Annotated in this window: 17 protein-coding genes and 2 pseudogenes; 8 read left to right on the top strand and 11 right to left on the bottom strand. The window is 70.6% G+C overall.

Annotated elements, in window-relative coordinates; all coding sequences use genetic code 11:
* Window positions 1-668 precede the first annotated feature (668 nt).
* Together ASD48_RS17615 and ASD48_RS17620 are read right to left on the bottom strand one after the other, a co-directional pair.
* A complete protein-coding gene (locus ASD48_RS17615; protein WP_057602606.1) occupies window positions 669-1,292 on the bottom strand; it encodes a DUF4383 domain-containing protein in 624 nt (207 codons plus the stop codon).
* A 201-nt stretch (window positions 1,293-1,493) separates the two neighbouring features.
* Window positions 1,494-2,420: a hypothetical protein gene (locus tag ASD48_RS17620; protein WP_057602607.1), complete on the bottom strand. Its 927-nt coding sequence runs from the start codon at window positions 2,418-2,420 to the stop codon at window positions 1,494-1,496.
* Between the two features lie 488 nt (window positions 2,421-2,908).
* On the opposite strand from ASD48_RS17620, the gene ASD48_RS17625 reads away from it, so the two are divergent.
* Window positions 2,909-3,982: a MerR family transcriptional regulator gene (locus ASD48_RS17625; protein ID WP_057602608.1), complete on the top strand. Its 1,074-nt coding sequence runs from the start codon at window positions 2,909-2,911 to the stop codon at window positions 3,980-3,982.
* Between the two features lie 198 nt (window positions 3,983-4,180).
* Here ASD48_RS17625 and ASD48_RS17630 read toward each other — a convergent pair whose 3' ends face one another.
* A complete protein-coding gene (locus ASD48_RS17630) occupies window positions 4,181-5,386 on the bottom strand; it encodes an FAD-dependent monooxygenase (protein ID WP_057602609.1) in 1,206 nt (401 codons plus the stop codon).
* A gap of 81 nt (window positions 5,387-5,467) precedes the next feature.
* On the opposite strand from ASD48_RS17630, the gene ASD48_RS17635 reads away from it, so the two are divergent.
* Window positions 5,468-6,067 carry a TetR/AcrR family transcriptional regulator gene (locus ASD48_RS17635; RefSeq protein WP_057602610.1) on the top strand — a complete coding sequence of 200 codons (600 nt, stop codon included), beginning with the start codon at window positions 5,468-5,470 and terminating at the stop codon, window positions 6,065-6,067.
* Window positions 6,068-6,373: 306 nt separating this feature from the next.
* Here ASD48_RS17635 and ASD48_RS17640 read toward each other — a convergent pair whose 3' ends face one another.
* Entirely contained in the window at window positions 6,374-7,261 is an 888-nt protein-coding gene (locus ASD48_RS17640; RefSeq protein ID WP_057602611.1) for a hypothetical protein, read from the bottom strand.
* A 390-nt stretch (window positions 7,262-7,651) separates the two neighbouring features.
* On the opposite strand from ASD48_RS17640, the gene ASD48_RS17645 reads away from it, so the two are divergent.
* From ASD48_RS17645 to ASD48_RS17655, 3 genes are all read left to right on the top strand, one after another.
* On the top strand, window positions 7,652-8,683 hold the full coding sequence (locus ASD48_RS17645; protein ID WP_057602612.1) for a beta-ketoacyl-ACP synthase 3: 1,032 nt from the start codon (window positions 7,652-7,654) through the stop codon (window positions 8,681-8,683).
* Between the two features lie 245 nt (window positions 8,684-8,928).
* A complete protein-coding gene (locus ASD48_RS17650) occupies window positions 8,929-9,468 on the top strand; it encodes a winged helix-turn-helix domain-containing protein (RefSeq protein WP_057602613.1) in 540 nt (179 codons plus the stop codon).
* On the top strand, window positions 9,465-10,751 hold the full coding sequence (locus ASD48_RS17655; protein ID WP_057602614.1) for an MFS transporter: 1,287 nt from the start codon (window positions 9,465-9,467) through the stop codon (window positions 10,749-10,751). The genes ASD48_RS17650 and ASD48_RS17655 overlap by 4 nt, the downstream gene beginning before the upstream one ends.
* A 79-nt stretch (window positions 10,752-10,830) precedes the next feature.
* Here the strand turns inward: ASD48_RS17655 and ASD48_RS17660 are convergent, their stop codons facing one another.
* Window positions 10,831-11,046, bottom strand: a complete 216-nt coding sequence (locus ASD48_RS17660; protein WP_057602615.1) for a hypothetical protein — start codon at window positions 11,044-11,046, stop codon at window positions 10,831-10,833.
* A gap of 337 nt (window positions 11,047-11,383) precedes the next feature.
* On the bottom strand, window positions 11,384-12,115 hold the full coding sequence (locus ASD48_RS17665; RefSeq protein WP_057602616.1) for an alpha/beta hydrolase family protein: 732 nt from the start codon (window positions 12,113-12,115) through the stop codon (window positions 11,384-11,386).
* Window positions 12,116-12,272: 157 nt separating this feature from the next.
* Between ASD48_RS17665 and ASD48_RS17670 the strand changes: the two genes are divergently transcribed.
* The gene (locus ASD48_RS17670) at window positions 12,273-12,668 is read left to right on the top strand and encodes a helix-turn-helix domain-containing protein (RefSeq protein ID WP_057602617.1); all 396 of its coding nucleotides are present in this window, start codon (window positions 12,273-12,275) and stop codon (window positions 12,666-12,668) included.
* Window positions 12,669-12,793: 125 nt separating this feature from the next.
* On the opposite strand, the gene ASD48_RS17675 is transcribed toward ASD48_RS17670, so the two are convergent.
* Complete coding sequence (locus ASD48_RS17675) at window positions 12,794-13,606, bottom strand: hypothetical protein (protein ID WP_057602618.1); 813 nt, start codon at window positions 13,604-13,606, stop codon at window positions 12,794-12,796.
* A complete protein-coding gene (locus tag ASD48_RS17680) occupies window positions 13,603-15,192 on the bottom strand; it encodes a serine/threonine-protein kinase (RefSeq protein ID WP_057602619.1) in 1,590 nt (529 codons plus the stop codon). Before ASD48_RS17680 ends, ASD48_RS17675 begins: the two co-directional genes overlap by 4 nt.
* A 546-nt stretch (window positions 15,193-15,738) precedes the next feature.
* On the opposite strand from ASD48_RS17680, the gene ASD48_RS17685 reads away from it, so the two are divergent.
* Window positions 15,739-16,398, top strand: coding sequence for an ATP/GTP-binding protein (locus ASD48_RS17685; RefSeq protein ID WP_242432633.1), 660 nt, complete (start codon window positions 15,739-15,741; stop codon window positions 16,396-16,398).
* Between the two features lie 377 nt (window positions 16,399-16,775).
* On the opposite strand, the gene ASD48_RS46160 is transcribed toward ASD48_RS17685, so the two are convergent.
* From ASD48_RS46160 to ASD48_RS45250, 3 genes and pseudogenes are all read right to left on the bottom strand, one after another.
* Window positions 16,776-17,246, bottom strand: a complete 471-nt coding sequence (locus tag ASD48_RS46160) for a hypothetical protein (RefSeq protein ID WP_348983217.1) — start codon at window positions 17,244-17,246, stop codon at window positions 16,776-16,778.
* A pseudogene (locus tag ASD48_RS42005) lies at window positions 17,243-17,341 on the bottom strand (DUF397 domain-containing protein); the annotation flags it as partial. The gene ASD48_RS46160 and the pseudogene ASD48_RS42005, both read right to left, overlap by 4 nt.
* Window positions 17,342-17,679: 338 nt before the next feature.
* On the bottom strand, window positions 17,680-18,321 hold the full coding sequence (locus ASD48_RS45250) for a hypothetical protein (RefSeq protein ID WP_242432634.1): 642 nt from the start codon (window positions 18,319-18,321) through the stop codon (window positions 17,680-17,682).
* Window positions 18,322-19,268: 947 nt separating this feature from the next.
* Here ASD48_RS45250 and ASD48_RS43370 point away from each other — a divergent pair.
* Window positions 19,269-19,424 (top strand): annotated as a pseudogene (locus tag ASD48_RS43370) (IS701 family transposase); the annotation flags it as partial.
* Window positions 19,425-19,691: the final 267 nt, after the last annotated feature.

The following is a 19,691-nucleotide window of genomic DNA, read 5'->3' on the forward strand; positions in this document are numbered from 1 at the left end:
ACGATCTTGCGCCTTCCCCCCGGAGGACGCTGCGCAGGCCAAAACAAGTCATTCATCACCGCGAGCAATCGGAAGGTACACGATGCACATGACCGACGCGAGATCGAGAAACGGACCCGCTCATCCCTTTTGGGGCGATTACCGCCGCTGCACTCTCGGCCAGGTCAGGATGGCCGAAGCGTTGCGGGGTGCAAACAGAAAGAGGTTGCTCCAGTTGTCCGCCGCGAGCGCGACGCGGAAGGGCCCTCATCCGGCCTCTGTCGCAGGGGCCTCTTCCACGACAGCCGATGCGAGTCGGCCGACCAACCACCCCTCTTGGGAGCATTTTCTGGCCGTCTGCTGGAGCGAATGCCTCACGCAGCCGGTTCCACGTCGCGGCCGGCCCATGACGTCAGGGCCTTAAAGAAGCGTTCACGGACTTGCAACGGAGGGCGCCACCGGAGCAGTTGGTACCGCTCCGGCGCTCAAGCCCTCCCGGCGACGAAGCGTCCGAGGTCTGCGAACCGGCCTGGCCGACGCCGATGTCCCGCAGGCTTCTCGGGGCAGCACCAGCTGGGCAAACTCCGCACTTCGCTGAGCGTCGCCGAGGTCGAAGCTCCTTGCGGGAGGCGGGTTCCGCCCGCTACCGCGAGCTCGCTCGTTCGCGGTGGCGGGCGAATGCCATCGCGTCAGTCGCGGACACCCGCCGCTTCGGACGCGTTCGACGCGCCGGGCACGGACCCGATTGCCCGTCGACCGCCGTCGCCGGGCACGGACCCGATTGCTCGTCGACCGCCGTCGCCGGGCGGGTTCACGGATCGCCGGCGGCGGGCCAGGGACTCCTTCGCGGCCTCCCGTGCGTGTCGCCTGCGCCAATAGGGGTTGTCGTGCGACAGCTTGCTGGAGACCCGGCCGTACATGCCGAAGGTGAGGACGACCAGTCCCATGACGAAGCTGAACATCACGTTGGTCATCCCGAAGTCGAGCACGTTGGCCGGCCGGTCCAGGACGAAGACATGGACGAAGCCGCTCAGCAGGAACAGGGTGCCCACCGTCATGTTGAGCGTCGACGCGAAGTTGCCTCCGACGATGCCCCCGCCGATGAGGATCAGCCCGACGACCACGGAGATCAGACTCAGGACGCCGTTGGTCGACATACCCGCGAGTTGCTGCCCCTCCGTGTCGAACGGACTCAGCCGGTCGGCGAATCCCAGGACGCCGAAGACCAGCAGGACCAGGCCGCAGAACGCGGCGCCGTAGCGGTAGACCGTGGCCAGCTGGTGGTCAACGGGCAATTCGTCGCTCAACTTCATGGCGGATCCTTTCCGGAACCGGGGACTCTTCATCCCCATGTCGGGTCATCCCCGTGTCGGGCTGCGCCCTTCCGCAGTCGCACTGTCCCGTTTTCTCCTGCGCGGACCTCGGTGGTTGCACTCCGGACGGGTGACTTCGCGAAGCTCGCCTCCGCCGATCGGAGCTGCGGCGGAGCGGGCGGGCAGCCCGACGTCGGACGATCAGGGTTGGAGCAGTCCGACTGTGCCGACCGCGGTGACGTGTCCGCGGGTGTGCACGGTGAACCGGCGGCCGAGGGGATCCGACGTCACCTCGACGGCGGCACCCGCGCACGGCACCGGACCGCACAGGTCGACACTCAGCCCGGTGACGGCGGCCGCCGTACCGCCGTAGGACAGCAGCGCAGCCTGCCGCCCCGCCTCCAGGACGGCCACGGCCGACAGCCGGGAAGACCGTCCGGGACGGAACACGGGATGATCCGGATCCCGAGGCGCGACAACGAGTCCCTGGAAGGAGCGCGCCACCATGACGTCAGGTTCCGCGGCAGCGCCTACGGCGGCCGCGGACGGGTACAGAAGGCTGTGGCATGCGCTGCTTGCCGCGGCGCCGACGGCGGCACCGCGTTCCCGCAGGAGCGTCCGGATCGTGCACGAGCCGAACCGCAGGCCCCCGTGCAGAAAGTCGGCGCAGACGCGGTAACCGACGAGACGGCCGTCGTCGAGCATCACATCGCTCACGGCGACCCGGACGAGTACGGCGGTGGCCACGCCCCGTTCCCTCGGCTGCGCCTCATGGATCAGGCCCAGACGAACCGAGTCGGGCTCCAGCGCCGCGGACGTCCTGGGAAGATGCCGTCGTTCCAGGGCCGCCGCGATCTGACGGACGGACTCGACCATGATCAGCGGATGATGGACGACGACCAGGTCGCGCTCGTTGAGCGGATGGGAACGGGGCCACTGGCACCAGGCCTCGAACCCACGCGACCCGAGTCGCCGCAGCGACAGCACGAGCATCGAGGCCATCGTCTCCAGACCGGCGCTGCGCCAGGTCAGCGGAGCGTCCGGGGCTTCGCGCTCCGGAATCGGCGCCGCCCCGAGGTGGCCGGGCCGGCCTTCCCCCACCCGCGCGTCACGTGTCACGGCTTGCATGTACGGCTCCCTAGACGACGGGGCTGTGAGGGCAAGGGCCCGATTCACCTCGGGCGGCCTCGTGGGCCGCGTCTTCGGTCACCCTCGACCGCCGCTGTCCTCCCACCTTGCGAAGCACACAACCGATGCGACAACTTGCATCGTCCTTGCATCGTTGTGCCGCCCGCTCCGACCGGCCAGAGCGGGCGGGCCGGCCGGCGCGCGGGCAGGCAGGCGGGCGGGCGAGCGAGCGGGAACATGTCGCACAGGGGTCGCCGTGCTGGGTGCGAATCGTCCCGCCGCAGAGCGACCGGAGCCCGCCGACCCTTCGGTGCCCGCTCCGCGCATCCGTCCGGCCGTGTTCGGCAGAACATCAGTCGATCGACGCGGGCCGCGGGTCCGCACCCAGCGAAAGAGGCGGAACCCATGGCGAACGAGCGCGTGTCGCGGTGCGGATACCCGCCCTGGCTCGCGTCCCGGGCCGCCCGTGTCGCAGAGGCAGAACGACCGTGACGGCTCGTCCCGAGGCGAAGCCGGCCGGCACCGGTGTCACGACAGGCTCCCTGGCCCGCATCCTGGGCGTATCCCCGACCACTCTGCGCTCCTGGGACCGCCGCTACGGTCTGGGTCCCGCCGTGCGTGCGGACGGCCGTCAGCGCCGATGGTCCCCGCAGGACGTGGCCATGGTGAAGGAGATGTGCCGCCTCACCGCCACCGGTGTGCCCCCGGCCGAGGCGGCGCGGACAGCGATGAAGCAAGCCCGGCGCGCACTCGACGAGGGGACGTCCGACGCAGGGGCGTCCGGTGAAGGAACCTCTCCGGCCGACGCCACCTCGCCCGGCCCTCGCACCTGCGAGCCCGCACCGGGGCCAGGCGGCAGGACGACCGGCGGAAGTCCGTCCCGGTCCCCGAGCGCGCTCCCCCTCGGGTCCGCCCGACAGGAGTGCCGCGGCCTGGCCCGCTCAGCCGTCCGCCTCGACGCATCGGCCGTCCACGAGCAGCTCACGGCCGCTGTGCGCTTCTACGGGCTCGTCACCGCGTGGGAGGAGGTCATGGCACCCACCCTGCGCGCCGTCGGCCGCAAGTGGGAGTCCTCCGGCGACCGCTACGTCGAAGTCGAGCACCTTCTGTCCTGGCACGTCTCCACGGTGCTGCGCCACGCCTACGCCGCCTCCGAGCACCTGCGGCACGGCCAGGACACCCCGCCCGTACTCCTGGCCTGCCTGCCCGGCGAGCAGCACACCTTGCCGCTGGAGGCCCTCAACGCGGCGCTGGCCGAACGAGGGGTGCCGACGCTGATGCTCAGCGGGGCCGTCCCCGGCGAGGCGCTGGACGGGGCCGTGCGACGGGTAGGTCCCGCCGCGGTCGCCCTGTGGGCCCAGTCGAGATCCACGGCCAGTGTTCCGCTGGCCCAGCACATCGCCTCGGCCCGATGGGGAATCCGCGGTGCCCGGCGGCACAGCCCGGTCCTGGTGTGCGGTCCCGGCTGGGAGCGCGGCTCGTCCCGGGAACTGCTGCGCCCGACAGGACTGCGCGACGCGGTCCGTATGCTCGAATCGCTCCACAGCTCGGCCCGGCCGTGACCGTGGTCGCCCGTCGCGCCCGCCCGGGCCGCCGTCGCCGTCCGGTTCCGCCCGGGAACGCGCGGAGCCGTCGCACGGCCCGGCGGGCCGACCACACCTCGGTCGGATGAGACACACGGGCCGCCGGAAGAGGACTGCGGGCGCGGAGCCTGGAGTAGTCCACGCGGCGCAAGAGGCGGCGGGATGTGACGGTGGAGTTCACCGCTGCTCCGTCGCGTTGACGGGGGCGGAGGCGGGAGCGGCGGGTGGTTGCCAGCCAAGGACCGTGTCCAGGGCCCTCAGCGACAGCGCCTGCGGGGTGGCACGTACGGCCAGGTTCCGGATGGACACGGCAAGCGGGTGGGAGAGCCGGGCGACTTCGCCGATACGTCGGGAGCGGCGGCTGATCCGGGTGGTCCGACGGTGTCTGGCCCTCGTATAGGCGGCGAGCGCGGTCGGCACGTCGGCGGCAGGCGCCAGGACATGCGCCGCGACCACGGCGTCCTCGACGGCCTGGCAACCGCCTTGGCCCATGTTGGGCGTCATCGCGTGGGCGGCGTCGCCGAGCAGAGCAACCCGGCCCACGTGCATCCGGGGCAGGGGCACGGCCAACTCCTGGAAATCGTGGTGCAGGATGCCGACCGGGTCCGGGTCCCGCTCGTTCAGCCGGTCCAGCAGTGCGGGTATCGGATCGTGCCAGGCGCCGAAGCGCCGGGTCAGCTCCGCGTGAGGGTCGGTTTCCGGCTTCGCGCCGGGGCCGGATACGGCGGTGGCGTAGACGTAGATACGGCCATCGGCGAGCGGGACGACGCCGAACCGCTCGCCTCGCCCCCACGTTTCGGCAGCCTGCTGGGCCGGCAGGCCGGCACCGGGCAGCACCGCTCGCCATCCGGCTTCACCGGCATGACGCAGCCCGCGGTGATCGGGGAAGAGGTGCCCGCGGAGCACGCTGCGAATGCCGTCCGCCGCCAGTACGACGTCGGCGCGCAGATCGCCTGCCGACGTACGCACGGTCACGGTGTCCCCCGTGTCGTCCAGGCCGGTCACTGATACGCCGAGGTGTACGACGCCGGTCGGCAGGGCGGCCGCGAGGGTCTCGATCAGGAAGCCGCGGTGCACGGCGATCGCGGAGAGCCCGTAGCGGGCGGACACCGCGCCGCTGTCGGATCGGCTGAGCCAAGCGCCGTCGGGCGTGCGCAGCCCGACCTGACCGGGCAGGGCGTCACCCGCCCAGAGGTCGGGACCCAGGCCGATGGAATGCAGCGCGCGCAGTGCGTTCGGTGCGAGCACGATGCCGGCGCCGATGCCCGTGAGTGCGGGAGCCCGTTCGCACACGGTGACGCGCCATCCACGGCGGCTCAGACCCACCGCCGCGGTCAAGCCCCCGATTCCGCCTCCGGCCACGACAGCATGACGCACATCCACAGTGACTCCTCCCTCCACCCGCCCTCGCCTCTACAGATGTAGAGGCGACTCGCTCACACTCTACAGATGTAGAGTGCGGGTATGTCGATCCCTGACCGCCGGGACCTGATTGCCGACGCAGCCATCAGCACCGTGGCCGACTGCGGGCTGCGCGGCCTGACCCACCGCGCGGTCGATGCCGCCGCGGGTCTGCCGGCCGGCAGCACGTCGTACTACTTCCGCACCCGCAGCGCGCTGATCAGCGCCTGCTACCTCCGCCTGGCCGCGCTCTCGGTCGCCGACGCGGATCAATGGGAAGCGGATCAACGGGAAGGGGATCAGGGACCCCCGGACCTGGACTCCGCCGCAAGCGCGCTGGCCGGACTGCTGCACCACTGGCTGACGGTGGCGCGCGACCGACAGCTCGCCCGCTTCGAACTCAGCCTGGAGGCAACCCGTCGGCCGGAGCTGCGCGCCGATCTGCAGACCGCCGGCCTCGCCGCACGGTCCAGGGCCACCGCCCTGCTGGCAGCGCTCGGCGCTCCCCGTCCGGCGTTGGCAGCGGAACTGCTCGTCGCCTGGACCGACGGCCTGCTGTACGACCGGCTCGCCGGCGCCCTGGCCACGACCCGACCGCTGCCCGATGTGACCGAGCTGACCCCGACGGTCCGCCGGATGCTCGAAGCCGCGCTTTCCACCTGACCGCAGCCAGCGACCTCGCTCGTGCCGTGAACCGGATCGTTCGCCGGGCCGGGACGAAGGGCCGTCGCACGGTGCGTGACTGCTGAAGGCCATCCCATCTGCCGCAGGGCGAGATCGTGCTGCCACACGCTTCGGCCTTCGTGTGGGCCCGGGAAGTTCATGCGGGCCCGGGAAGTTCATGCGGGCCCGGGAAGCGGTGTGTCACGGCGGCTCGGCCGGCGGGGTCGGCCGACGGGGCGGCCGCCCTTTCCGGACAGCGACGCGAGGGTCGACCGGCGTGCCGGCCTCACCCGCTTCTGTCGTGCGTCATGCGCTCTCTGCGCCGAGGCGGTCAACTGCCCACGGCAGAAGCTCCTTGGCAACCGCAAGGCTGAACGGCCGTACCAGCGAACGGAGTTCGGCGGCCGCAGCGGGACCGAGCGTGACGTACGGGAGGGCGGCCAGCCGGTCGGTGGTGTGCTCGATCTCCGCCCTGCGCCGGGCACCGTCCTCGGTCAGAGCCAGGTGGGGTCCGTCGTCGAGCCACCCCCGCTCACGCAGACTCCGCACGGCCTGCTCCCATTGCTCCGGCGTCCATGCCCGTGAGTCGCGCAGCACCTCGGCGCCGATCTCCCCCGTGGCGGCGTGCGTGACGAGAGCCTCGAGCCCGCTCAGTCCGGCGGCCAGCAGTGCCGCCACGTGACCGTCGCCGCGGAACTCCCGCAGGAGCGTCTGCGCGTGCCAGAGCACCAGATGCGGTGCGGTCGGCCACGGCAGTGCCGCGTGCGCCGCGAAGAGGGGGCGGCCCTGCGGGTGGCTCACAGTCACTTCAGCCGCGCTGCGGGCCAATTCCGCCGCGCGAGCCAGCGCCGGCGAGGCGATGTCCGCGCCGAGGATGCGGCGTAGCGTGGCATCGACCCCGGCGAGCCGGGCGGCGGCGAACCGCTCGGGTGTGGCGGCCTCCCAGGCCGCGGGTATGGCCCGGCGCACCAGTTGAGGATTGAAGTTGTAGAACGTGGCGACGACCAGATCCGCCGGAGCAGCGCCGAGCGCGGCGGAACGGGACGCGAAATACCCCGTCCGGGCGTCCACGCCCAACGCGGCGTACCGCTCTGCGGCTTCGGGCGAGAAGTAGACAGCCCCGTGGTAGGGCTCGAGAGTCCTCCACGTCGTGCGCGCGAGGGCCAGTCCGTCGTGGTTCACGTTCTGCTTCATGAGCGGCTCTCCGTCCAGTGGCGGATGCAACGTTGTGCTGATCGAGCACGCGACGGCACAGGGAGAAACACACTCAGACGTACCGTCTGGTCGGTACGCTATCGGAGAGCGGCTCCGGCGACTACCGCCCTGCAGCCAGTTCCCGGCACCCGTCCACGACGACCACGCGCCCACTCCCCCGCGAGAACACCCGGGTCGTGCCGGGACCAGCGGCCGCTAGCATCCGCGCCGACCCCAGGGCCTCGTCCCGGGTGGTCGCCCCAAGGTTAGGGGGCACGTCGGGCGAGTCAGGGGTTACCGTACGTCGCTCCGCGTTCCTAGGGTCGAAGCGACCCTAGGACCTGCGCCTTTCGGCGTCGGCCGCCACGGACCACCGACCAGGAGCAGACCGTGACAGCTCAACGGGGACCGTTCGCCACGGGCATTCGCGGGACGGGGTCCTTCCTGCCCGCCGGCACCGTGTCCAACGAGGTCGTTGCCGAGCGTGCCGGAGTGACGGCGGAATGGATCGTCTGCAAGACCGGTATCCGCGAACGCAGGTACGCCGGCGAGGGCGAAGCGACTTCGGACCTCGCGGTGGCCGCGGCCGAGGCAGCGCTCGTCGACGCCGGTGTCGAGGCGCGTCAGCTCGGCTGGATCGTGGTGGCGACCTCGACTCCCGACCATCCCCAGCCCGCGACCGCGAGCCTCGTGCAGCACCGACTCGGCGCCACCGGAGCCGCCGCGTTCGATCTCAACGCCGTGTGCAGCGGCTTCGTGTTCGCGCTGGTCACCGTGGCTCGCCTGGTCGCCGCCGATGCGGCGGAGGAGGGACGGTACGGGCTGGTCGTGGGCGCAGACGTGTACTCGCGCATCATCGATCCCAGCGACCGGCGCACGGCGGTGCTGTTCGGTGACGGCGCAGGGGCGGTGGTGCTCGGCCCGGTGCGCTCCGGATACGGAATCGTCGGCTCCGATCTGACCAGCTTCGGTCGTCACCACGACATGATCGAGGTCCCCGCGGGCGGCAGTCGCAAGCCCGCCTCGGAGAAGACCCTCGCTTCGGGCGAGCACTACTTCCAGATGCAGGGCCGAGCGGTCCGTGAGTTCGTCACGGCGGAACTCCCCGCCTCCATAAGCCGGTTGCTCGCCATCTGCGCCACGGAACCGCACGAGGTCGACCATCTCGTCCCCCACCAGGCCAACGGCGCGATGCTGCTGGACGTGCTGCCCGGACTCGGGTTGCCGCGCGCCCGCACCCATCTGACCGTCGCCGGACACGCCAACACCGGTGCGGCCTCCGTGCCGCTCGCCCTCGACACGGCCCGGCGTCAGCGGCACTTCAGCGACGGCGACACTCTCCTGCTGGCCGGCTTCGGCGGCGGGATGTCCGTGGGCACCGTCCTGCTGCGCTGGGACACGGCTGCCGCGCCCGCGCGGTGAGGTCTCCGGCCGCCCGGTCGGCGTGAGCCGGTCACGGTTCGCCGCCCTCGGGCTACTGCCGCAGCCGCCATAGGAACAGCGGCGAGCGCGGCGAAGAGCTGGCAGGCGAGCCGACCGCCGGGGTCGTGGTGTCCAGGTTCTCGGGCGGCGCGGTGAGGCCGATGCCATGTGCCGGACGGGCGATTTCCGAAGCCCGACCCGAAAACCCCTTGCCGAATGGTCAAGAAGTGTTGACCATTAGAGGCATGCCTACCGATGATCTTCCCGAGACGTTCCACGTCACCACCGACGATCAACTGCGCGCCGTTTCCAATCTCACGCGTCACCGGATCATGGCCGTGCTCCGCTTCGAGCCCGCGACGATCACGCAGATCGCCGAGCGAGTGGGCCTGGCGAAGGGGAGTTCCAGCTATCACGTGCGGCTGCTGGAGCGGGCCGGTCTGGTGAAGGTGGTGCGGACGCGGAAGGTCCGGGGGGTCACCGAGCGGTACTACGCCATGGCCGCGCGGTCGATCGTGCTGCCGGATCCGGGCGAGGGAGGGCCGGATGTGCTGATGCGGCATGCGGTGGCGGACCTGGAGGCGGCGCCGGCGGATGCCGAGCGGCATGTGCGGATGGCGCACCTGCGGCTCACCGAGGAGCAGTTCGCGGAGCTGGGGGCGCGGCTGCAGGCACTGGCGGACGAATACCGGGAGCTGTCCGATCCGTCGCTGCCCGATGCGTCACTCGTCTTCGCACTGTTCCACCCGACATCGCGCGAGCAGGCCGAAGGGAACGCCAAGTGACCTCAGAAGTACGGAAGTTGCCGACCGGGTTCGGACGGCTGTGGACCGCGCAGACGGTGTCCTCTCTCGGTGACGGGGTGACACATGCCGCGCTGCCGCTGCTCGCGTTGACGCTGACGCGGGATCCGATGGCGCTCGCCGTCGTCACGGCCGCCGGAACACTGCCGTGGCTGCTCTTCGGGGTGCTCGGCGGTGCGCTGGTGGACCGCTGGGACCGCCGGCGGACGATGTGGGTCACGGACGCGGCGCGTGCGGTGCTGCTCGCGATACCGGCGGCAGCGGCCGCGCTCGACGCGCTGAGCATTCCGCTGCTCGCGGCCGTCGCCTTCCTCCTCGGCCTCGGCGGACTCTTCTTCGACACGGCCGCCACGGCCTATCTGCCGGATCTGCTCGGCCGCGACCCCGCGCTCCTGGAGCGCGCCAACTCCCGCCTGCGCGGCACCCAGACCGCCGCGTCCGGCTTCGCGGGGCCGCCCGCGGGCAGTGCCCTGCTCGCGCTCGGGCGGGCTGTTCCGCTGCTCGCCGACGCGGTGTCGTTCGCGCTCTCCGCACTGCTCGTGCGGTCGCTGCCTGCCGCACCCCTGCCCGTGCCGCAGGCCCGTGAGTCGCTGCTGCGGCAGGCGCGGGCCGGCGCCTCGTACGTCTTCAGGAACCAGCTGCTGCTCGGGCTCGCGCTGCGTCCGGCGGTCGGGAACATCGCCTTCCTCGCCGTGGAGACCGTACTCGCCCTCTTCGCGCACGATCGTCTGGGCATCGACACCTTCGGCTTCGGCCTGCTCCTCACGGCGGAGGCCACCGGCGGCCTGCTCGGCGCGGGCATCGCCTCCTTCCTCGGCCGACGACTCGGCACCGGCGCCGCACTGACCTGCACGGCCGCGGTCGAGGGACTCGCCATGCTGGGCCTTGCCGCCGCCCCGAACCCGTACGTCGCCGGCCTCGCGCTCGCCGTCTGCGGAGCGGGCATGGGCGCCACGATGGTGCTCGGCCCCTCCCTCCGACAGGCGATCGTCCCCGCCCACCTGATGGGCCGGGTCGCCTCCACCTCCCGCATGCTCGCCATGTGTGCCGCCCCGTTCGGCGCCTTCCTCGGTGGCTGGCTGGCCACCACCTACGACGTGCGCACCCCGCTCTACACCGCCGCCGGCCTCCTGCTCACCATGACCGCCGTCACGTCGACCATGACCAGCAACCGCCGGGTCCAGGCAGCACTACGTGCCGCCGCGCCGACCGACGACCCGGAACTCCCGGCACCCTCGGATCCCGCTCGGGAGCCCGTCGTCTAGGGGCTCCGCGAGGCCGTTGCGCCGTCTCCGGGCGGCGGCGTCACTGACCGACTCTCTGGGCGACGGCGTCACTGACCGACTAGACCTCGACGAGGCCGGTGGCCGCGAGCACTCCGATGACGATGAGGAAAACCCCGATGCCGAGAGGTCCCCATCGAACGTCGGACTTCCCCGCCGCCGCGTTCGCTCTGCCGAACACGTTGTCCTGGCTTACGACTCGGCGCGCGAACGTCCTGCTGTAAAGAATGAGGCCCATGCCGGCGAGAGAAGCGGCGATCGATACGAAGACCCTCATTGCGCCGAAGCCTCTCTGTCGACCTTGTGGCCGCCCTCGTCCGCCAGACCGATCACAGCGCCGATCGCGAAGGTCAGGGGGAAGGGTGTTCCCTCTCCGGTCGTCATGGAGTTCAACGTGCCCCCGGGCTGGCGGTTGAAGCCCATGTCCACACCGGCCGTCGACTTGGCGGACAGGCCGAACAGGCCGAGCAGGCCGAGCAGGCCGAGCAGGCCGAGCAGGCCGAGCAGGCCGTTGTGGGAGAACGGGTCGCCGGCTTGATGCGTTCGCTCGGGTCGGTCGAGCCGTACCTGCCCGCGCCGCTGCCGCGGTCACGGTCACGGTCACGGGCCGGACGCTACAGACGGGTGGATTCAAGCAGCAGTTCGCTCAGGTCCGCCGGCATGGTGATCATGCAGTCGTGCCCGGTCGGCAGTTCCCGTATCCGTGCCGGGGAGCCGTTGGGCTGTGTCGCGGGGACGGGCCGCCGTACGATCCCTTCCGGCTCTGCGCCGACACAGTGGATGTGCGTGCGCGGAATGGAGTCCACGGCAGGATTGTCCAGTCGGACCGGCTGCCGCAGGCAGCGCACCGGCTGGTCGGAGAGCATCGCACGCAGCCATGCGACATCCGCCGGGTCGGTGACTCCGAACAGGCCGAGGGGCGGAGGCATCTCAGGCAGCGGCGGGATGCGCCAGCCGTTGTCGGACTTGGCGGCCAGGTCGATCAGGTGCTGGGTCATGGGCTGCACATCGATTCCGGTCTCGCCGTGCTCCGGGACCATCGCGTCGAGGTACACCAGGTGCGCGATTCGTTCCGGTACCTCGTTGGCCACGGACGACACGACCAGCCCCGCGTAGCTGTGACCCACGAGCACCACCTCGGTCAGGTTCTCCTCGCGGATCAGCTCGACGACGTCTGCGACGTGCGTGTCGAGCCCCACCTCGGGACCGAGCAGGTGCGCCTTGTCGCCGTAGCCGGTCAGCGAGGGCGCGAACACGCGGTGTCCGGCCGACTCCAGCAGCGGGACCACCCGCTCCCAGCACTGACCGCTGTGCCAGGCGCCGTGCACCAGCAGAAACGTAGACATGTATAGATTTTCTTCCTCTTCGGGGCATGGAGGTACGCGAACGTCACGGTTCCTGTTCGTGCCTCGGTACTCTTCGGGAACCGAGATCATCGTGCTGCACCTGCCGCACGTCGATCAATAAGGCACATTTCGGTGCCCCGGTTCTCTGGAGGTAACCATGAGCGGCACAGTGGGCGGCGAGTCGCGGCCGGGACGGCCGGAGGACCCGTGCCAGGCCCGTGAAGTGCTCGGCATCGTCGGCGACAAGTGGTCGCTGCTGATCGTGCGTAACCTCAGCCAGGGGCCGCGCCGCTTCACCGAACTCAAACGGGCCGTCGACGGGATCAGCCAGCGCATGCTCACCGTCACCCTGCGCGGCCTGGAACGCGACGGGATCCTCACACGAACCGTCCGCAACGTCATGCCGCCGCACGTCAGTTACGAACTCACTCCCATGGGCAGGACCCTCCGCGAAGCCACCGCACCCCTGTTGGAGTGGAGCATCACGCACCTGACGCACATCGACGCCGCTCGCGCCGTGTACGACTCCCGCCCCGACACCCCGCCCGCCTGACCTCCCGACCGCCTGACCGGCTGTACTCACCCCGGCCAGGTCGGGATCGTCGAGTTCCTTGGCCGCCACCCGTTCCTGCACGCGTCGCCCCAATAGCGCCTTGCGCCATGCACGGTGACGATCGGTCAGGAGCAGTCGTAGGTGAGGTGGCTGGTGGCGGTCGTCCGGTCGAGGGGGGAGAGGATGTGGAGTTCCGCCCGGGCCGGGTAGTGACCCTTGCCCTGGAAGGTCCACAACAGGTGCAGACGTGCCTGCCGCTGGCCCCGGACCACCACTTCCCGCAGGACGCCCGAGGCGGTCCCGTCGCTTCGGGTCCAGCGGTAGGAGAGCGTGCCCGGACGGCCGTTCGTGGTGACGAGGCCGACGATGTCCGCGGTGCCGTCGCACCCCAGGACCGTCGGCCGGGCCGTGACCTCCACCGAGCGCACCGCCACGGACGGCCCGAGCCGCTGCCAGGCGAGGAACGCGATGACCAGGACCAGCACCAGGGCCGGCAGGGCGTGTCGGCGCAGACGCCTGCGCGGCGGCACGGCAGGCGTCGGCACGGCGGGCAGCGTCCTGTGGGTGCGTTGCGCGACGGCGGCGGTCACGCCCGGGCCGAACCGCAGCACGGTGCCTTCGACACGATCCGGCGTCTGTGTCGGCGTCGGCGCCGGTGTCGGCAGGATCTCCGTGGCAGGCGGCCCTACGAGGGTGGCTTCCGGCTCGGGCCTCTGGATCCAGTGACTGGCCAGCACGGTGGCGCTGTACTCGGCGTCGGCGGTGCCGGGTTCGTCGACCGGGGCGGGCTCGTCCGTGGGAGCCAGCCTCACCGTGACGGCAGGCTCGTCGGCGGGAGCCAGCCTCACCGTGACGGCAGGCTCGTCGGACGGGGTGAGCACCTGTGTGGGCTCGCTGTTGTCGGCGGACGCGGGGGCGCGGTCGTTCGGAGCGGTCATCGGATTTCACACTGCCTGGTCAGAAGCTGCTGCGAGGCGCCGCCGTCGGCGGAGGCCGGAGTGGTCGTGACCCGCACCGCCCAGTAGCAGCCCTGGTTCTGGAATGCGTGGTCGACGGTGAGGGTGTACTGGGTGGCGCCGCTGCGGGCGAAGGTCTGGGACGCGCCGTCCGCGGTGCCGAGCCCCCTCCCGGTGTCGCTCGTGAACCACGAGACGGTGACGGAGAGCGGGCCGGTGCCGTCCGCGGTGATGCCGATGGTCGCCGTGGCGGTCGTCGAACCCGTCTGCCGAAAGCCCGTCACCGCAACGTCCTTGACCGCGGGAGCGGACGGCGCGGACGCGGTGGGGGACGCCGTCGTCGGCGTCGCCTCGGTGGTCGGCTCGCCGGGCGTCGTGGTCTCCCCCGCCGGAGCCGTGGTCGCGGAGGCGGAGGGCTCGCCGGTACCGGCGGTCGCCGAGGCCGACGCGGCAGGAGCGGTGGGTTCTCCGGAGTCCGCGGCGGGTGGGGCGCTGATGGTGGACAGGGCCTGCGCCGCCTGCTGTGGTGCCGCTCCAGGGCCGTGCTGGAGGCCGTAGGACAACAGGACGCCCAGGATCACGGCCGCAGCGGACACGAGCATCCCCGCCCGGCCCGGCAGCCACGGCTGCACCCGGCCGGGGCCCGGTTGCCGGCTCAGGACCGTGCGGGCGGTGTCCGTGGTGGTCCGTGGGGCGCTGCGGGCCGAGGGCAGCAGCAGCGGCAGCAGCGCCACCAGCGCGGCGAGCCGGCCGCGGCCGCGTTCCTCCCAGTCGGGCCCGTAGGCGGCGCCGGCGGCCGCCTCCAGCTCCGTGACGAATTCCTCGGCGTGTCCGGGACGTTCCACCGGGTCCTTGGCGAGGCCACGCCGCACCAGTTCCCGCACCGCCTCGGGGACCTCGTCGACGGGGATGGGCGCGTCGACATGCTGCAGGGCGAGTTCGGCGAGGTTGTCACCCGAGTAGGGCCGGTGGCTCGTCAGGCACTCGAAGAACGTGGCCGTGGCGGCGTACACGTCGGCGGCGGGGGATGCGGGTGCGCCGGTCCACTGCTCCGGGGCCATGTAGGAGGGGGTCCCCGCCGCGCCGGCGCTGGCTCCGACGTCCACCGCGATCCCGAAGTCGACGAGCCTGGACGAACCGTCCGGCTTGACCAGGACGTTCTCCGGCTTGTAGTCGCGGTGGACGACGCCGAGGCGGTGCGCGTCGGCCAGACCGAGCAGCGATCCCTTGAGGACCACGAGCGCCGCCTCGGCGTCGAACGGGGCCGCCCTGGTCAGCAGGGTTCGCAACGAGACACCGTCGACCAGCTCCATCACGATGGCGGCGCCGTCCGGGCTCTCCACATACTCGTACAGCCCGGCAACGTACGGGCTCTCCAGTCCGCCGAGGAGCCGCGCCTCCGCCCTGAACTCGTGCACGAAACCCGGCCTGGTGCGCAGCGACTCACTGAGGTACTTGACCGCGACCGGCACGCCGGTCTCCTCGTGCACGGCCAGCACGACGCGCCCGCTGGCCCCTGCGCCGAGCTCCAGCGACTCGGTGTATCCGGGCACTGCCCACGTATCCATTTGCAACCCCCCAAGGCGGCCGTACAGCCGGTCTCCCGCCCTCCGGGACATCGAGCCACGCGTTGGGAGACACATTTTCGGCCACTACGGTTGCGGCGCGGCGCCCTGTCCCTGGTTCCTCCTTGCTTAGAGCGCTTTCGCTCGGCTGGGTCGGCGCGCGGAACGTGAGGAAGAGGCACTGGTGTGCCGTGTTTGCGGGTGGTGGGGATGGAACGGATCGAGGCCAGGCTTCTTCGCCTCCGCCTCGAACCGATTGAACCGAGGTTCGCGTGAGGAGCAGCGGGCCGGCGCTTCGGCCCGTGGGCAAGGATCTACCGCAAGGCGCACGGCACCCAGCGGCAGTGCGTGCAGTTGGCGATCCTGTCCTGGGAGGCCCTCGATGAGCGGTCCTGGCCCGGTGTGACGGAGACGGAACCGGCCGATGTCGACCGCGTGCGGGAAGTTCTCCTGCCGGGTCGAAGCCGACAACCCCGGACAAGCCGGCGGCAGCGGTGCCAGTGACAGCAAGCCGCAGGGCAGCAGCGGAGCCGGTACCAGCAGCAATCCGTGGACGTGCACCTACAAGCTGCTCGCACCGCAGCCGCCGGCCGAACGCTGGACTGGGAAGGACGCACGCCCGGCGACGGTGCCGTCTACGAGCAGACCTGCCGCTACCTCGACAGCCCCAACAGCGTGGTCCGCCACCAGTGGCTCGCCGACCCGCCACCCGCAGCGGCCACCGTCGACCCGGCCGTCCTCGCCCAGCGGGCCGTCGACTCCATGAAACTCGCCGGACCCCACATCGCCAGTCCCCGCCCCACAGGCAAGGGCCTGGTCAGGATACCGATGTGGTTGTGGGTCCACCAGAGCCCGACCACGTACGGGCCGAATACGGCGAGCGCGTCGGCAGGAGGCGTGAGCGTCATGGCGACCGCGAAGGTCTCGAAGATCGTGTGGACGATGGGCGACGGCGCTGTCGTGACGTGTACCGGACCCGGCACGCCGTACACCGCTGCGGTCGGCAAGTCGGACTCCCCCACCTGCGGACACACCTACACCCGGACCTCCGCCCACCAGACCGGGGGCCGCTACCAGGTCACCGCAACGTCGACCTGGACCATCGACTGGCAAGTCAGCGCCGGTGGCGCAGGACAGGCCGGCCAGCTCACCGAAACCCGACAGACCCAGCTCCGGATCCCTCTCGCAGAGCTCCAGGTCCTCAACTGACAACCAGGGTCGGAGCGGTCCCTGACCAGACTGTCTCCGGGGCCAGCTGCAACGCTCGCGCAAGGCGTCCGTCGCCGGGCCTCGCGTCCCGGTCGGTGCCCCCGGGAAACTCGGGGGCACCGTCCCGCCCGCATCCAGTACGCAGCCGGGGAGGGCGTCGCCCTCCCCGGCATTCACTCGGTCCGGGAAGGGTGACGGACTCCCCGGACCGCTCGGACAGGGCCGGCCCCGAGCTGCTGCCCGACGTCCAAGCACGTCCCTCGGCAGGGTTCGGGGACGCAGGGCTCCGACCCCTTTTCGGGTCGGTACGACAGGGTTGCGCAGCTGACGGAGTCACCCCAACCTCGCTGTGCGCGTACCACGCCGCACCGTCCTCGCTAGCCGGTCAGGCGGCAGCTCTGCCAGCTGCGCCCGTCACGGACCAGCGCCCCGCGCTCCTCCAGGTTCGCCCGGTGATAGGCCACCGACGCCGGGCTGCGCAGCCCGAGCTCCCGCGCCAACTGCCCAACGGACAGTGCCACACCGCGGTCCTGGATGGAATGGCGGATCCCGCGGCGGATCCCGCGGAGGATCTCCTCTTCCCGCGCCGTCAGATGCTGCGGCCGCCGGTTCATCGCTGCCGCTCCAGCACACGGCCCCGACTCCGCAGCTCCACGCGCGCCGCCGGGACCGCCACCGCCCGCTGCGACCAGAACGGATGCCACCCTAACCGGACCGAGAGCACGTACAGCCGCCGGCGCAGCATGGTCACGTGCGCGGGACGGAGCGCAGCGAGAGCGTCGTAGACGCGGTACCAGTCCGCTTGCAGCCGTACCAGGCCATTCCCACCTGCGTAGGGTCGCTCTCATTGGCCCTTGGCATGCTGTACGAAGGCACGCCAGGCAACAGGTGTGAGGGAGAGGATCGCGCGGTTGCGATCTTTGGTGTCTCGGACCATGACCGCGTGCGGACCATTGTCCGTATCGTGGCCGCCGGGGACGCTCTCATCGCACCGAGTGTCACCCGCAGACTGATAAGGGAGTCATCCGCAGCAGCCCGTGCAGCCGTGGCTGCGTCGAGGTCGGCGCGGGGCTGCGCGGCGGCTTGCTGCAGTGTCGGATTGTCGAGGACTGCGGTGTGTGGAGGTCGGCGGTGTGGGTGAGGGCGTGGGCGGCGACGGTGAGCTCCCCACGGTCAGGGATGGCGGAGCAGCATTGTTCGCGGCCAGCCAGGACACCGTTGGTTCAAAGAACCGCCGGTGACGGCCCAGATGCTGCGCGTACGGGCTGCGCAGCACGACAGTCACTGAATGACGGTGACAGGAAGGTGCCGGGGATCACCGGTACATCCGTAGAATTGCAGGGTGTAGCCCCGGCTCACCGTCACCTGCGTGGGGTTGACGTTGCCCGGGTACGGGGGCACATCGGCCTCAGGCTCGTCGCCTGCAGGCCGCCAGCTGCCGCTCTCTCCGTCCCACTCGCCGCTGGGGACGGTGAGCAACGGCGACGTCGAGGCCTGGCACGTCGGACACCGGCGTTCATCCTCCTCGTCAGGCTCCCAGAATGTGAACGGGGTGGGCCAGCCGCCGGCCTTCCAGCCAGGCGCACCTGACAGATCCCCCCGGTAGCTGAGCGCTTTCCCCTCCGCCCAGCGGTAGAGGCGCTTCCAGAGTTCCTCCTCCAGCTCGTCGGCAGGGGGATATTCGAGGACCTGTTCGGGATGCACCACGCAAGGCGTGGGGACCAGGTTGTCATCACCGATGTACGCCGGCTCCGGCACGGCAACCAGGATGTCCGTCACATCGGCGGCCCGACGCCACCGCACCTGGACAGCTTCCGAGCATCCCTCGACCGCGTCGTCGAACGGACACCACAGCACCTGCAGCAGGTCAGCTTCTTGCGGGCACGTCATATCAGGAACATCTCGCGCGTACAGCTGCGCCACAGGCATCAGGGGATGTGGGCCGGTGGGCAGCAGTCGGGGGGCGTGGCCGGCGTGGATCCGCTCCACGACGGCCCTCTCCTCCTGGGTGAGCAGTGCATCTCCGGGTTTCTGGCGCCGCCATGCCCTCGTAAGTGTCCGCCGCAGGGTGCGCACCTCTTCTGGCGTGTTGAGCCGATGGGCGTAGTGCTCCTGCGAGCACGTCGCCCACGCCTCGCCCGCCGGCCAGAGCAGCGGACCTCCCACCGAACTGTCGTGCACGGTGGGAGAACCGGCTCGGGGGTGCAGCCGGGTAGCAGTACGGGACATCCCCACGAGCTCCGGAAAGGCCGAAGTCACATCAAACGGGCGTGGTGGTGTAGTGCGGGTCATGCTTCCCCTCCAGCGAACGGCAACCCGTATCAAAGCAGGGGGCACTGACAGTCCGGAGACCGACAAGGACCACGTTCTATTCGGTGAGGCCCGTATCCGTGCACGCACGCAGCCACCAATCGGCGCGCGGTAACCGAGAGGGCATCGGGCCGCCGAACACGGTCCGGACAACGTGACCGCCCACCAGCGTCCGACCCGTAAATCTGCCGCCGGTTGAACTTCATCGAACGCTGCGTCAAGCGACTCTAGACTTCCGCGGCATCGCCGCCGTATACGGCAAGACGGCCTCCCCCTACGAAGCGGCGACCGGCCGGGCGTCATTGCCTGCTCTGGGCAAGATCGGTTTGAGAATGGATCCTGGTCTCGTGACGTACGTAGATCCCGAGAGTCGAGCAAAGGCTGAGGCACACGGTCATCCGTACGCTTCGGAGGAGATCATCGCCGCTGGGTACGACCTGGCGGGCCGGGTCTGCCGAGAACTCGCCGGAGGACATGCCGCCGGTGGCGCCGGCGATGGAGACGTCGACTAGGCCCTGCCTCTTCGCCCTGGTGGCCAGCGGCACAGCGTCGGTAATGATCGCGGTGCGAAGATGCGCTGGCGGATCGAGCATGACTACCGCGAACCCAAACACGGCCTGGGCCTGGACCACTTCGAGGGCCGCACCTGGCGCGGCTGGCAATACCACGTCACTCTCGTCATCGCCTCTCAAACCTTCCTCACCCTCTGGCGGCTCGACCTAGGCCGTGTATCGAAGCAACAATCGCTCAACGAGATCTGTCATGTACGGCTCAACGAACTATCACGCCATAAGAAACGACGTCTGCATCGTCCCGCGAACCCCTCCATCACGGGGCGCGGAAATCCGTGGACGGACCCACACAAGATCACGTACGGTGTGGTCTCACGCCCTGAGACGGACGAAAGGAGGCGAGTGCCGTGCAGTTCACATCTTTCCAGCGCTCCCTCTTCCGCTATCCCGGCGTGGTTGGTCAGTTCTGAC

Source organism: Streptomyces sp. Root1310 (assembly GCF_001426425.1).
Lineage (GTDB): Bacteria > Actinomycetota > Actinomycetes > Streptomycetales > Streptomycetaceae > Streptomyces.